General features: G+C 40.2%; 10 protein-coding genes, 1 tRNA gene and 1 riboswitch. All 11 genes read right to left on the reverse strand.

What is annotated here, in order from left to right:
- Positions 1-161: 161 nt before the first annotated feature.
- Positions 162-1,322, reverse strand: a complete 1,161-nt coding sequence (locus AB1A03_RS04210) for an energy transducer TonB (RefSeq protein ID WP_354623310.1) — start codon at positions 1,320-1,322, stop codon at positions 162-164.
- A gap of 15 nt (positions 1,323-1,337) precedes the next feature.
- Complete coding sequence (locus AB1A03_RS04215; RefSeq protein ID WP_354623311.1) at positions 1,338-1,742, reverse strand: ExbD/TolR family protein; 405 nt, start codon at positions 1,740-1,742, stop codon at positions 1,338-1,340.
- A complete protein-coding gene (locus tag AB1A03_RS04220) occupies positions 1,739-2,647 on the reverse strand; it encodes a MotA/TolQ/ExbB proton channel family protein (protein WP_354623312.1) in 909 nt (302 codons plus the stop codon). The genes AB1A03_RS04215 and AB1A03_RS04220 overlap by 4 nt, the downstream gene beginning before the upstream one ends.
- Before the next feature lie 230 nt (positions 2,648-2,877).
- Complete coding sequence (locus tag AB1A03_RS04225) at positions 2,878-3,672, reverse strand: ABC transporter ATP-binding protein (protein WP_354623313.1); 795 nt, start codon at positions 3,670-3,672, stop codon at positions 2,878-2,880.
- Positions 3,673-3,683: 11 nt separating this feature from the next.
- Complete coding sequence (locus tag AB1A03_RS04230; RefSeq protein ID WP_354623314.1) at positions 3,684-4,721, reverse strand: FecCD family ABC transporter permease; 1,038 nt, start codon at positions 4,719-4,721, stop codon at positions 3,684-3,686.
- On the reverse strand, positions 4,714-5,718 hold the full coding sequence (locus AB1A03_RS04235) for an ABC transporter substrate-binding protein (RefSeq protein ID WP_354623315.1): 1,005 nt from the start codon (positions 5,716-5,718) through the stop codon (positions 4,714-4,716). The genes AB1A03_RS04230 and AB1A03_RS04235 overlap by 8 nt, the downstream gene beginning before the upstream one ends.
- 27 nt (positions 5,719-5,745) lie before the next feature.
- Complete coding sequence (locus AB1A03_RS04240) at positions 5,746-7,677, reverse strand: TonB-dependent receptor plug domain-containing protein (RefSeq protein WP_354623316.1); 1,932 nt, start codon at positions 7,675-7,677, stop codon at positions 5,746-5,748.
- A 219-nt stretch (positions 7,678-7,896) separates the two neighbouring features.
- Positions 7,897-8,200: riboswitch (cobalamin riboswitch) on the reverse strand.
- Between the two features lie 116 nt (positions 8,201-8,316).
- Positions 8,317-10,398 carry a GGDEF domain-containing protein gene (locus AB1A03_RS04245; protein WP_354623317.1) on the reverse strand — a complete coding sequence of 694 codons (2,082 nt, stop codon included), beginning with the start codon at positions 10,396-10,398 and terminating at the stop codon, positions 8,317-8,319.
- 25 nt (positions 10,399-10,423) lie between these two features.
- Entirely contained in the window at positions 10,424-11,629 is a 1,206-nt protein-coding gene (locus tag AB1A03_RS04250) for a sugar ABC transporter substrate-binding protein (protein WP_354623318.1), read from the reverse strand.
- Positions 11,630-11,826: 197 nt separating this feature from the next.
- Positions 11,827-14,340 carry a TIM-barrel domain-containing protein gene (locus AB1A03_RS04255; protein WP_354623319.1) on the reverse strand — a complete coding sequence of 838 codons (2,514 nt, stop codon included), beginning with the start codon at positions 14,338-14,340 and terminating at the stop codon, positions 11,827-11,829.
- Between the two features lie 153 nt (positions 14,341-14,493).
- Positions 14,494-14,569 (reverse strand) — tRNA-Phe (locus tag AB1A03_RS04260).
- Positions 14,570-14,585: the final 16 nt, after the last annotated feature.

Genomic DNA, 14,585 nt, shown 5'->3' on the forward strand with positions numbered 1-14,585 from the left:
CAGTTTTATGATCGCGATACACCACCAGAAATGTTTGTACCCGGTATGAGTGCAATGAGTGAGTTTATGAAAAACCCTGATGATATTGATAACATCCTCGATAGGTTAGAAACCGAGCGTCAGCGCGTTTTTAAATAGAACACGCTGATATTTATTCATTATCATTTTAACTGAAAGCGGAATGAAAATATTTGCTCTGAGGTTATTTTCTCTTCTCCCTGCAGTGCGGGCATAAACTGTTCGTTATTAATAAACGCTAGCACCGCGTTATCTAAAATATCATGCCCACTCGAGGTTGTTATTTTTGCATCTTTAGGCTTTCCTTTTCTGGTCACCGTTAAAGTAACGACGACGCGTCCTTCTTTGTTACGCAAGATAGCCTGTTTGGGATAAATGGGCTTATTACCAGAAACCACGATAGCCTCTTGCAGCGCACCCGGATTTTCACTGCTTGGAAGGCCGTTTTCAGTCGCGCTGTTTAGCGCTTTTTTAAATACTGGTTTATTCACTTTCTTTGTTTCAGGGAGCTTGCTTTTACTGCTATTCTTGTTTGTTTTCTGTTGTGTCTTTTGTGATTCGGCTGCGCTGGTTGATTCTAGTTTGACTCGCTCATCAAATAGCGCTCCTTTGATGGTGGCATCATTAATAGCAGGGGTTTCTTGAATACTTTTTTGTAGTTTCTGATTGGCATCTTGTATCTCTTTTGCCGCTTTATTGGTCTCCTGTTGTGCAGTTGTGGCTGCCGCAGCTGGTTCGCTACTCGCTATTTCTGGCGATGCTGATTGCGCCTCTGTTTCATTTTTAACAACTTGGCTAACGGGAGTGGCTGCTGACGACTCAGGTGGCGTTTTTACTTCGACCTTGTTAACTGACTCATTTGTTGTTAGCGGGTCATTACTGGTCGGTTTTTTCGGGGTTATTTTTATTTTTGCACTGCTTATTTCTGCTGCTTGTTCTGTTTTAGTTGGCTCTGTTTGTACTGGCGTGCTGGCTGGTGCATCGCTTGCTAATTGATCCGCTGCCGGTTTCTCTGCAACATCCTCTTTGATAAGTTCTTCAGTAACAGTTATCTCGGTCTCTTTAATGACTTCTTGGCTCTGTGCGTCGTCGGATTCAGCTGTTTTAATCGGCTCTATGGCATTTTCGGTCGCTATTGGATGGTCCGTTGAGGGGAGTTCCATGAAGTCGACTTGTACAGCTTGCTGACCGGAGTTAATTAATGGTTTTTCTATAATAGTTGCCTCTTTATGTTTAGAAAAGAGTAAACCATAGAGAAATAGGGTAATTAGAATGAAAGGCAAATAGTTACTGATATATCTCATAATGCGTTGTTATCCTTATGCATTTTTTTCTGTTGCGAAAATGACATGGTCAAATCCTGCTGACCGCAACTTATCCAAAATTGTCAATGCGACGCCTAAGTCGGAGCGCTTATCTCCTCGTATTAAAATGGCTAACTTATGGGCTTTTTGTAATTCAATCACGCGTGCTATTAATTGGTCTTGATTGCTTGGCTGGTCATTAATATAAATAGCATTATTCGCATCAATACTAATGGTTAGCATCTCTTGGGTTTGCTGCTGTTGCTCGACTAACTGAGGTAAATCCACTTTTATGCCGCTGCGCATGGTCATGGTTAACATCACAAAGATAAAGAATATGAGCAGTAAAAAAATGACATCAATAAGTGGTAGTAGCTCAATACGTGCAGCTTGTTGAGTTCGCGAATTTTTTAATTTCACTCTTTGCTCCCAGTGGAAAAGAAATCTTTCTTTTCTGGCTCTGGAGAATATAACTCTTGTACCGCAGCACGACTTGCTTCACGCATGTCTTCCCTATTATCACGTTTACTTTCCTTAGATTTATTCTGATTTTTAGCAAAGGGATAACGGTAAAATGGTTGACTACTATTTTCTTCCATCGCAAATGGAGATGTGTGTTGGTTCGCGCTGTTTTGTACTTCCCAAGTGGGGTTGCGAAATAGGCTTTTTTGCTGGCAAATATGGTTAAAATCACTGCCGATATTTTCTAGGCGCAGTATTAATTTATTAATAAATGAGCGAAATAAATTGTAAGGTAGCAATGCCATTAGTGCAACGCTGAGCCCCATTGCCGTTGAAATTAGTGCTTGTGCTATTCCCCCTACGACGGCGGTAGGGTTATCAACACCCTGTAAGCTTAAAATATTAAATGATTCAATAATACCCAATACGGTACCTAGAATGCCTAACATAGGAGAAAGGGTGATGACCGTATCGAGCAAGGCTTGACCGCGAGACATCTGATTAATTTGCTGCTCTGCGTAGGATTGCATTTTATCCGTAGCGGGAAAGGGTAATGATAAAATGCCATGCTCTAGCATTTTTGTCGCAGGAGTATTGAGCTGCTGGACAAAGTATATTGCGTTATTAGTCTGTTTTTGCTGCAATGCATTAAAGCATTTTGTAATGGCAACATCATCACTTTTTAAGGCGTAGTAAGCCCACATAAAAAGCCGTTCAAGAGTCACCGTTGTGGTTAAAAAAGAGGCTAGTAATAATAACCACATAACGATACCACCTTGCTGAAACCATGTTGGCATTGCCTGTTGGATATCTGTAAAAATTGATATAGTAGCAAAGCTGTTTGATACACTATCCATCGCCATTTATCTGTTATTCCTATCGTTTTATGAGGGGCACAGTTTACCGTTTTACCCAGAACCAATCAAAAATGATTGCAGGGTAAGCACTCATTGTGTGCTCTGAGTGACATTAATGAGCGATCCTATCAAGATCGCCCCATTAATGGTTGTTATTTATTTTGCAATTCGAGTGACTGCAATCAATGTCTCGCTATTATCCAATTGAATAGATCATATAATTAAAGGCGTTGCTATTACGATTTCAAGGGGGTGATATTAACTAAATTTATGCCATTCTCCGATTTAATTATATCCGCTTCAATAGAAAAACAGTGGCGTAAATTTTCCGCGTTAAGGACCTCTTGGGCACTGCCATCGGCAATGACAGAGGTTGTATTGTGGGCATCTTTGCCGAGTAAAATAATACGGTCACAATAACGTGCAGCGAAGTTTAGATCATGAAGCGCAGTGATCGCTAACTTACCATTTTTGCTGAGTGACTCTATTAATTGTAATGTTTCGATTTGATGGCAAATATCTAAACTGGCGATGGGTTCATCGAGTAAAATAGTGGGTGATTGCTGTGCGAGGGCTCGGGCAATAATAACGCGTTGTTTTTCACCACCGGAGAGGGTGTTAACAATTCGATTACGAAGGTGAATAATATCTGTTTTATGTAAAGCTTGTTCGATCAACCTAAGATCTTCTTTGTTGAGTAATTCAAAGGCGCCTAAATAGGGATTTCGTCCCATAGCCACGATCTCTTCAACGCTAAAGGCGTAGGGTAGCTCCGTTGATTGTGGTACAAATGCGATCTTTTTGGCTATATCTCGACGTTTCTGTGCTTGCAGGTCAATATCATCGACCATGACAACTCCCGATTGCGGCTTCAACAGTCCGAGTAAAAGTTTTAGTAGTGTGCTCTTACCCGCGCCATTTGCACCGATTAAGCCAACAAACTGCCCCGATTGAAAGGTCAGGTTAATATTTTTTAGCACTGCTTGTTTGTTATAGGAAAAGGTTAAATTACGACAAGATATAGGTGACATAGCCATCTCCACTAATTGATAACAAAACGTTGCTTGATCAATAGGAATAAAAAGAACGGCGCACCGCATGCGGCCGTGACGACTCCTAGTGGAATAGCTTGTTCAGTGAAAAAGAGGGTTAATAAAAGGTCAGCACCGAGTAAAGCTATAGCACCGGAAAAAAGGCAAGCTGGTAATAGGTAGCGGTGTGCTGGCCCTAATAATAGACGTAAGATATGTGGCACCACTAAGCCAATGAAGGCAATCCCCCCCACGACAGAGACTGCCGCAGCAACCATTGCTGAACTAATAATTAATAGATTACGCCTTGTTCTTTTTACATCGACCCCGACAGACATTGCATGTTGTTCACCGAGTAATAAGAGGTCTAACTGTTTAGCGTAAAAAAGTAATAGGATGAACCCGCTTGTGACAATGGGAACAATGATCAATACGTGATCCCATGTGCGCCCATCAAGCCCGCCCATGGTCCAATAAATAATCATTCGTGCAACATCCCAATTATTAAGTGATAAGGCGAGTAGCAATGAAATCAGCGATACGTTTAATGCACCAATGGCTACGCCTGAAAGAAGTAAAGTTGCCACACTTATTTGTCCGCGACGGACAGAAATTCGATAGACGAGGGCAAGTGAAATAATCGCCCCAATAAAGCCGAAAAAGGGGATAGCCCATGCACTGAATAGTGATGCACCGAGATAGATAGCGATAACCGCGCCCAATGATGCGCCTGAAGAGACGCCCAAAATAGACGGGGAGGCGAGTGGATTACGAAACATACCTTGCATGACTAAGCCACATAAAGCCAAACTTGCGCCTGCAAAAACAGCGATCAACATACGTGGTAAGCGAACATCCAAAATAATACTACTTTGCCATGCTGGTACATCGCTGTGTTGATTTAAGAGCAGAGCTTGTTTAAATATAGTTGTAATTTGAGTCAGGGATATATGCACCGGACCTTGTAAAATTGCTAATATAATCAATGCGATAAATAACGCGATTAAGAAGCTAAATAGGGGCTTTTTAGGTAGTAAATGATCACTCATTGAGTGCCTCGTTATCTGTTTTTATTTCAGGGTGCAGGTATTTCGCCACTGCTTCAACGCCATGAATTCGGTGCTGTGATACGCTGCGCAACCATTTAGCCGGAATAGCGTAAACTTGCTTTTTCTTTATCGCGGGTACGTTAGCCCACGCTTTTTTATTGAGTAAAATATCAATTGCGGAGGCATTTTCTGACGGCTGATCGAGCTCCGATTGATTGATAATAATGACATCAGGTTGTAGCGAAATAGCTTGCTCTACACTGATTTTATTTTCACCATCGGGGAGAATTTCCGCTGCGACATTAATGCCTCCGGCTAAACGTATGGTTTCATCCATCAGTGAGTGAGCCCCGGTGCTATAACCATCTAAATTATAATAGAGCACTCGGAGTTTAGGTTTTCCCTGTATGGCCTTTTGTATGTTATGTAGTCGTTTTTTTATATTGGTAATAATAACCTGTGCGCGTTCTTTGCTGTCCGTTACCTGTGCAATCATATTAATATTATTAAAAATATCCGCGAATGAATTTAATGCACCAAGGCGAACCACCGCAATCTCGCTGCGTAGTAAATAACGCACCGTTTCAGGGTTGCTATAGGAAGCGATAAATACCAAATCCGGTTGCAGAGCAAGCATTGATTCAATTTCCCCCTGTGTGCGGGCAATATTGCTATCGTACAAACCGATAACATTAGACATATTTGGATAATCGACATAGCTGCTGACGGCAACTAGGCGTTTGGGATCGATTAAACCAGCCAGCATGTGATCCGTTGCCAAGGTCGCTGAAAGAATTCGTTGCGGTGGATTATCGATGACAAATTCAATCCCAGTGGGATCATGAAGGGTTTTAGGGAACGCTTGTCCTGATATTTCTGTGCTCAGATTTTTTTTACTGGGTTCAAGAAGGAGAAATAAAGGGCCCTTATTAAAGTTAATGAAAATAATAAAGATGATTAAAATAAGGGTAAAAAAGAATAATTTACGATTGTTCATTTTTACCCTTAGTCTGTTGTCGCAAAATTAGTGAATGGTAAAGCCGATATAGAGCGTAGCAGAATCGGTACCATAGTCGCTGATTTCAACGTAATCTTTATCGAATAAATTATCAATACGCGCGTTAAGCGCTAAGTTATCATTTACTTGATATGCTGCAGCAAGATTGACGATGGTGTGGCTTGGTAACTCTCGGTCCCCGTAGTCTGAACGTTCGCCAACATAACGCAGCGCTAAATTGCTACTGAAAGCCGGACTGAACATATAGTTCATATTAACACTGGCACTATGTTTGGGACGGCGTAATAACTCATTTTTTTGTGCCGTACCATCGTGCGTTTTCATATAGGTATATTGGCTATTGATACGCAGTGCCGAGGTTAAATTTGCAAATGTACTGACTTCAATACCTTTACTATCTTCATCTTGATTGACATATTCCCCCCAAGCACCAGCGGTTGGATCCCAACGGATGGCATCTTCATAGTTGGCATCAAAATAAGTGACATCAATATAACCATCCATGCTAGCGAAGTTATATTCTAACCCCGTATCCCAACTTTTACTTTTTTCTGGATTTAAATTTGGTGTTGAATAAGCACCATAAAGTTGGCTAAAAGTGGGGTTTCTCACACCACTACCTTGGCTCGCGTGGAAACGAAAGCCATCACTTAACCATGCTGTTAATGCTACTTTATGAGTATCGGTATCATCAAAATCACTATTAAAGTCATGGCGTAATGAGGTAACTAAAAAGATATTTTTTGCCCAATCAATTGCATATTCGCCGACGATTGCTGAGCTATCCATCGTCTGTTTGTCGTCAACGGACCAAGGTCTAAATGTAGAGTGTTCCGTTTCACCTAACACAGTGATTCGATGGTTTAAATCATGACTAGTTGCAAAAAAGTAGTCGCTTTGCATATCAATGGTAATATCGTCCCCAGAATTTTTAGTATAGGGGCCATAGTATCCCTGAGGCTCAAAATTTTCTGAATGGGTATCGGAATAGGCGATAGAGAGACGATTTTTCCAGCGCGCATCTAACAAATTTAAGTAGGCGTTTACTTTCCCTGAGCGCTCCCGTTTCTTTGAGTAATTGTTGTCGTTGTTAATGCCAGAATCAACGGGAAATAAGTTAACATCATATTCAGATTTCACCTGTGTGTAACGAAGCGCCATATCAAGTGAAAATTGTTTCGTGAGCTGCTGACCGCCACGAAAGGTCACATTCTGATTTTTATAGCTATCATCGTCGGGATCATCCCATCTGCCCGTTTTGCTGCTGATACCATCGGTTGAAACATTATAAGCGGAAAGTGAGTAATTATTTGTAGAGGTAGCACCATTAACATTAAAGCTTTGCTTATTGTAATTATGTGCGCCAAACTCGATATGGGCGCGGCCATTTAAATCACCACGCCCTTGTTTGGTGATAATATTAATGACACCACCCATTGCATCGCTGCCCCAAATTGCACTTTGAGGGCCGCGCAGTACCTCGATTTGCTCAATATCATCACTGAGTAGATTGGCAAAATCAAACCCGCCATTGGACGATGATAAATCACTGACTTTGACGCCATCAATAATGACGACGGTGTTTTGTGAGCTCGCACCACGAAGAAATACAGAGGTTTGTTTGCCGAATCCGCCCGTCCTATTAACACTCACTCCTGGGACATCATGAAGAATCTCCGCTACACTACGTGCTTGATTTTGTTGCAGGTATTTAGCGTCTATAATCGTCACTGAGCTGCCACTTTCAATCCGTTTTGTCGGCACTCGGCTTGCGGAAATAATGATGTCTTCTTTTCTGTTGTTATGTTCATTTAGCGTTTTTGTTGCGCTATTTTCTGTCTCGCTACTCTCACCGTTGGTTGTTTCTGCTGCATTAGCATAGAGACTAAATAGGCTGGTAAAAATCAAAGCATTAACTGCTGTGTGTAAACGTGGCATGGTTCTTCCTTGTTATATAAATATCAATATAATAAGAAAGCCTTATTTGAGCTCATTTGTATTAGGTAGATACCTAGCATAATTAGCGACGCTGTGAAGGCTTTCTCTGGCTCGCCACCATTACGATAGTATGCTACCCAAGACACTCAACTCTATTTTGCAGAGATTATCTAACTAAGTGCAGAGGTATTCCGTTCCATTAAGCCGACCCGCGGAATGGACAGTGACGTTTTTTATGCTGGTATCTGACTTATTTCGTACGTAATACCAATCGTATTAAGGATGTGATCTAAATTTTGCGCAGGAAAAATGGCTTAATTTGAGGCGTAAGTTGACGCAAATGTTGTTCTATTTGCGAAACTTACAACAAAAAAGTAAGTTATTTTAACCAGTAAAATAGATCAGCTATTTATTCCGATTGGTATAATTGTACAAGTTCACAGTTGCGGGGGCAGTGCATGCTTACATGCTTCCCATTTAATTCTCTGTGGGTAACAGAGAAACATAAAGAGGGCGATTATAGATAAATGTTATTGGCTGTCAATAAGTGTTTAAAATCAACGGAGAGCGTTTTTAATGTTGAACGAATAAATTGCCTTTATTTTTGATCCCGTTACTGCTGAGGGGGTAAACAAAGTTTTATTTTCGTCTATCTCTGTTATTTCGATAGTAACTTTTTTTGTCTAGGTACATACGCTTGTCAGCGACGCTATAAAGAAGTGCTATGCTGCATTCATCACTCGATGCGCATCCAAAGGAGAAGCTCACATTATATTCACCACTATTGGTGCTTTTTTGTTTGATGAGAATTTCGGTTAATTTTTGTTGTGCTATGCATTCATTTTCATTAAGAATGATGGCAAATTCATCACCGCCGACACGAAAAACGTGCTCTGTAATTCCCTCTGTTGACTCGTATAAAACCTTCCCCATCCTTTGTATCAGGGCATCACCTTGTTCGTGTCCTTGTTCATCATTAATCGTTTTTAATCCATTTACATCAATGACATATAAAACACAGGTGGCATTTTTCTGTAACTCCAAATTTGTTAAGAATTGGTCAAAGGACTTTCGGTTTTTTAATCCAGTTAAAGAGTCAGTCGAAGCAAGATAGGCTAAATTTTCATTCAAATGGCGCATCATTAAATAGCTTTGTAGCTCGGCGATAAATAATTTAATCCAGTTGCTATTCTCTTGGCTATTATTACTTTCTTTGAGTATCACCCAGCCTAATAAGTTATTACCCACATTAAATGTACAGAGATGATGTTGATGGTTTTCAAACATGATGCAGTGGATAGATGTGGGTGATTTCCCCAATGTTAGGACAATATCATTAATAGCCGATGGTATAATATAGGCCATGTTATCTTCAATAAAGGTACTTTTATGCTGATATTGTTCAGGAAGATAGAGGGCTATTGATGAGTTATCTTGGCATTTGTTGATACTGTCTATAAAAATGTTAGCGATAGCTCGATTGCTTTTGCGCGTTTCTAGGGTGCGTCTGAAATGGGTTAGTTCCTCTAGTATAAAATGACTATGTGCTAATGTGTCGAGTGTTTCTTTTAGCTCAATGGTACGTGAACCGACTTTTTCTTCTAATTGTGAATTTAACTCTCTCACTTCAACCAAATATTTTTCTCGTTGTTGATCGACTTTCGCTAATTCGTTGTTTTTGCTTTTTAAGGAATTTACCTGTTGGGTGATCGTTGTACTTAATTCATGCAGCAATTTGCTAACATCATTAAACTCACTGATTAAGAAGCCCTTCGATAGAATATCGCCATTAAATTTGAAGGTTTTGATTAATGTATTGAGTTGATTAAAGGAATTAGCCAAAATATTTGCCACGAACAGGGAGATTATGAGCAATATAATCAACAAAATCGCACCCGTGGTTAATATTGGAGATAAAACATGATTAATCGTATGGGTGATCTCTTCTGTTGGTTCTGCGATATTCAAATCAAGTTGAAAATGTACCCGCTCTGGATCTCTTAGTAAGCTAAATGCGTCATTTTTATTGATGAAATGTTCACTGATAACAGGCTGTTTTCCATAAATGACTTTGCCATTCATGGCAAAACTGACATCGCTTGTAGGGCTTTTAAAGCTATTTGCGATGGCCATAATATTGCGCATGGGAATGACCGCGACTAAGGCACCCTGTACATGTGTTTTGGTAATTGTGCGTACTCTTTTTACTGGAATGGTTAAGGCAAAACCATGCGCTTCACCCTCGCTATTAAGCAGGAATGAATTATCAAAATAGTCGATCCAAAGTGCTGGAACGGGGCGATTTTCATCACTGTTTTTAGTTAAAAATCGCTGCACAATTTCGGACTCTTCTAGAGCTGGAATATTTCCTGAATAGGATTCAATGACAAAGCCATCACTATCAATCAGGTATAAAGATTCAACTAATGAAGAGTTCATCGCAAACTCAGCAAGTGCATCAGATGCTAAGCGAGAGTAATGAAGATCGCTAATTGCGGAAACTAATATATCCTGCTGTGAAAATTGTGTAATACGAGTAGATAACAGTTCAACCTGATGAATAATATGCTCCTCTATTTGTTGGGTCATCCTCTCTATTTTTTGATATACAGAAAACTCAGTCATTTGATATGCTTTTTGATAAATAGCCACAGACAAGCTCAAGCTTGGGACTAGGACAAGCAGTACCGATAGGGTTAAAATGAGTTTTCTTAATGTCACAACGGTTTCTCGCCCATATTAAATATTATTTATCGATCGTTTTATTTTGGCGAGACAACTCTTTGCTAGCCGTGCGTTGCATGAATAAAGCGGTTTGTTCCGGCGTATAGTTGTGTTCCATTAAGCGAACAAAGCCTCTTTTCATTGCAAACCATGCTACGGACATGTTTGGACTCGTCGGGAGTGGGTGAGTAAAATTAATCTGTTCCATTACCGCTTTTTCATTGCTGTTCATACGTGTATAGGCATCCGCTAATATTTTATCATTAACGGGCATTAAACCACCTTCATCTAACACCAATTGCTGGGCTTCGAGGCCTTGTGTATATAGTGCGAATTTTTCGAGGATTTTATATTTTTCGCTATCTTCTTGTAAGTTAGGGAAAGCGAGTACATAACTGCCAAACATCGGATACATAGTTTGCCCTTCGACTTTAGGTAGAGTGGCAATACCCAGTTTATTACCCATCTCTTTTTCTAAAGTATGAATGATCCAATCGCCATCAATTAAGTAAGGTGATTGACCATTTTTAAAGTTGGCAACACTACAGGTATGGTCACAGTTAGGATCAACTAGCTTATCTTTAGCTAGGTTTTGGTAGAAACGCAGTGCTTTGACCATTCCAGGGGTATTTAGGGTGACATTGTCGCCAACCATCGGCCAGCTTTGATAAGCTGAAATAAAGGGAATTAACCAGTACATTTCACTGTAATGCCAGGTAATTGGAAAGGTTACCTGATCGCTAAAAGAACGGCTCTGTTCCTTTAACTGCTGCCAATCCGTTATTGGGGTTGTAACCATCTCGCGATTATAAAAGAGCATCAGATGATTACCTTGAAAGACGGGAATACCGTAGCTTGTTTCATTAATTTTGCTAATGGAACGTATTTTCATACTGAGATGTTGTGAAAACCACGAACTAGGGATGGGGGATAGCTTGATTTCATTGTGCATACCCACGAAGTCTGAGGGGATATAAAGCATATCCGGTAGTTCTGCTGTACGTGCTAATGTAACGACTTCATCGCGTAAATCTTCAGCAAGGAATTGGTGTAGCTCTATCTCTATTCCATGATTTTTTTCAAAATTGCTAATAATATTATCTAAATAGTCGTTATGTTGTTGAGTTGTCCAAAAGACTATCTTAGACGCTGCGATTAAGTGCGTAGAAAAGAGAAGCATAAACAGTGGAAGGGCCATTAGTTTCAGTAATCGCACTATGTTTTGCATCGATATAGACTCCTAATTGGGGATATGATGAATAAATTTAATCGAAACAACTATCCATAATAACATTTTCAATTATTTAGCATACTTTTACTGCCTGACTTAGGTCACTTTTTTTGATAATAGTGACCGTTATCTCCATGCGCGATATAAGCTTATCCTTGATAGCCTCTCTTTACGAGAGGCGAGGTGGATAATGATTAAAATTTAAGTTTTATATTCAGCTCATCATCAATGCTAGGTAGTGTGATCGTGACAACGTTACCCTGCTGTGAAAAGGTTAAATCACCACTGTTTGAGCTAACTGATTTAATCTTCATTTGCTTGGGTAATAGCCAAACTAAGCGATCAATATTCAAGGTGCTTCCGTTCACTCTAGATAACGCCACTTCTTGCTGTTTGCTTTGTAATTGGATTTTTTGATAATCGCCCTGCAGATATGCGGTGCTGGCACCATCATCGTCATACCAAGCAAATTGTTGTTCACCGAATCCGAACACTTTTAGTATATTTAAGTTATCGACATGTTCAGGGATTAATGAACCTTGTTGTGCAAATAGCGGTAGAGTTAACCGTTCATTAACATACAGATCTTGTGTTATCCACTGCCCTTTAGAGTCGATGCGCTGTGCCGTTCTAAAATCAAACCAAACGCCTTTAGGTAAGTAAATTTTTGCCAATTTTTGTTCGGCTTTGGCAACACCTGAGCCTACTAAAAAGGGGCCAATCATTTTAACTTGCCCTAAGTTTTTAGCTTGCATGTCATTATCATAGTAATATTCTAAGGATGGAAACATCGGCTCGCCATCTAAAGTCGCTCGATGGGCGAGTGAATAGTAGTAAGGTAATAACTGATAGCGTAAATTAATATTGGCGCGATTACTTGCTAGATCACCGACTCTATCGGGTGCTGTTTCTTTGCAGTTACAAAGGTTTTCCGTGTGTGCGCGCACGGGTACTTCAAATAGGCTTGCATAAGCAAACCATTGCGTGAACAACTCGTCCATCGCTTGCTCTTTAGTTTGTTCTGTACCAATGTGCTGAAGCGCCTTACGATGGAAGCCACCGACATCTGAGCTGTAATAGTCTATTCCTGACCACATCATGTGTGCTTGCTGCGGCATTTGTGAAGCGAGAGAGGCAAAATCACTGGCGATATCTCCAGACCAAATAACCGCACCTAAAGCTTGCATGCCCATGCCGCCTGAGCGAGACATCATGAAGGGACGTTTTTCTGGCGTATTGCGTAAGTAGCCGTCATAAATACCCTGTAACCACTCAATATTATAAGAGTTATGTATCATTTCATGGTCTAACTCTTTGGAATATTTAAAGTAGGGATTATGCATTTCTGGTTCACCTAAATCAGTCCAGTGCCCTACTATGCCTGCATCAATGAGTGCTTGACGGCGATAATCATGCCAAAAATCACGTCCTTTTTTATTCGTCCAATCAAACATGCCTCCATGCCCCCACCAGGCTGGATCTTCCGTGGTATCTAAGCTTTTTCCATTTTCATCGTGAGCAAGGAACCCTTTTTGATCAAGGAGTTGATACTCTTCTAAGCCTTTACTTATATAGGACTCTTCAATGACGATCATATCGATATTTTGTTTTTTGTAGTCGGCAATTTTTGCAACGGGATCTGGGAAGTTTTGCACATCCCATGTAAGGCTACCCATTTTGCTTTTTTCATCTTCACTGATGCCACCAAACCACTGCAGATCCATCACAACACCACTTAGTGGAAATTTATTTTTCTTTAGTGTGGTAATTTTGTCGTCCAATTCAGACCAATTATCAAATCCATATTCAGATAACCATAAACCAAAGGCTGATTTTGGTGGTAATAGCGGTGTTCCTACTAACTGCATATATTGGCGACGAATCGTGGCTAAGTCCTTGCCAGTTAATACATGTAATTTAAAGTCACCGCCTGCGGTGTGAAGCGTGTAAGGTGTGCTGCTAAAATCCCAGTTTTGTGGATAGCGGTTATCGAGAATAAGGGCAAAAGGCGGTTTATTTTTATTGTTAGGAAACTCAAAATAGGCTATTGGAAATAGGGTGTTACCATTAAACCCTTTATTAAATGGGGACATAGTATTTTTCCCTTCACGTACTTCACCAAATCGGTTTGCCTTGGTCTCTCCGGGATTTTTAAATTCTTGTCCTAAGCCCAAGATAGATTGGGCTTCAGTTTTTAGTAGCGCACTGGTTTGCTGCCCGCTTTTATTTCCTGCACATAGCTCAAATAATGCATGTTTGCTTGCAGATACTTGTAGGCATTTATCATTAAACTTGACACTGAGTTGTTCAGAGGGGGCAAGCTCGGGTAACGTTAACCAACTTCTTTGCGTAAATTTATTTTCATCTTGGTGATGCTCTGCATCACTAATGATTAAGCTTAATAACGATTTTCTCGATTCAGCCCCATAACTAATGGCTGGTTGTTTTGCTTTTTCGATAAGTGATGCGGTGAGCGCCTGATCATCTCCAATATTGTTACTGAGTGCTTTTTTAAAATCATTGAGATTATCAAAGGGGACATTACGTATGTTGGATAGTTGTTGTCGTTGTTCTTTGCTTAACTCTTTGCGCATTTTAAAGAGGCTTGCTGCACTTAAGTTATACTCCTGTTCATCAGCGAGCCATTGTATTTCAGCCCATAAATGGCTAGAAAATATGAGAGAAAAAAATAATAGCAAACCACGCATTACACTGTCCTTATGTTTTAAATGATAAGCAAAGATAATATTTTTGCTAATAGAGTGCAACTATTGATAGTTAAGCGAGTCTGTAGGTCACGTTTGTGGGGAACAATATAAACAAAAAAGCCACAACTAAAGATTTAGTTGTGGCTTAAATGATGGTGCTTCGTCTCGGAATTGAACCAAGGACACGAGGATTTTCAATCCTCTGCTCTACCGACTGAGCTAACGAAGCAAAACTGGTACTACAA

The sequence above is a fragment of the Psychromonas sp. MME2 genome (assembly GCF_040566515.1).
Classification (GTDB): domain Bacteria; phylum Pseudomonadota; class Gammaproteobacteria; order Enterobacterales; family Psychromonadaceae; genus Psychromonas.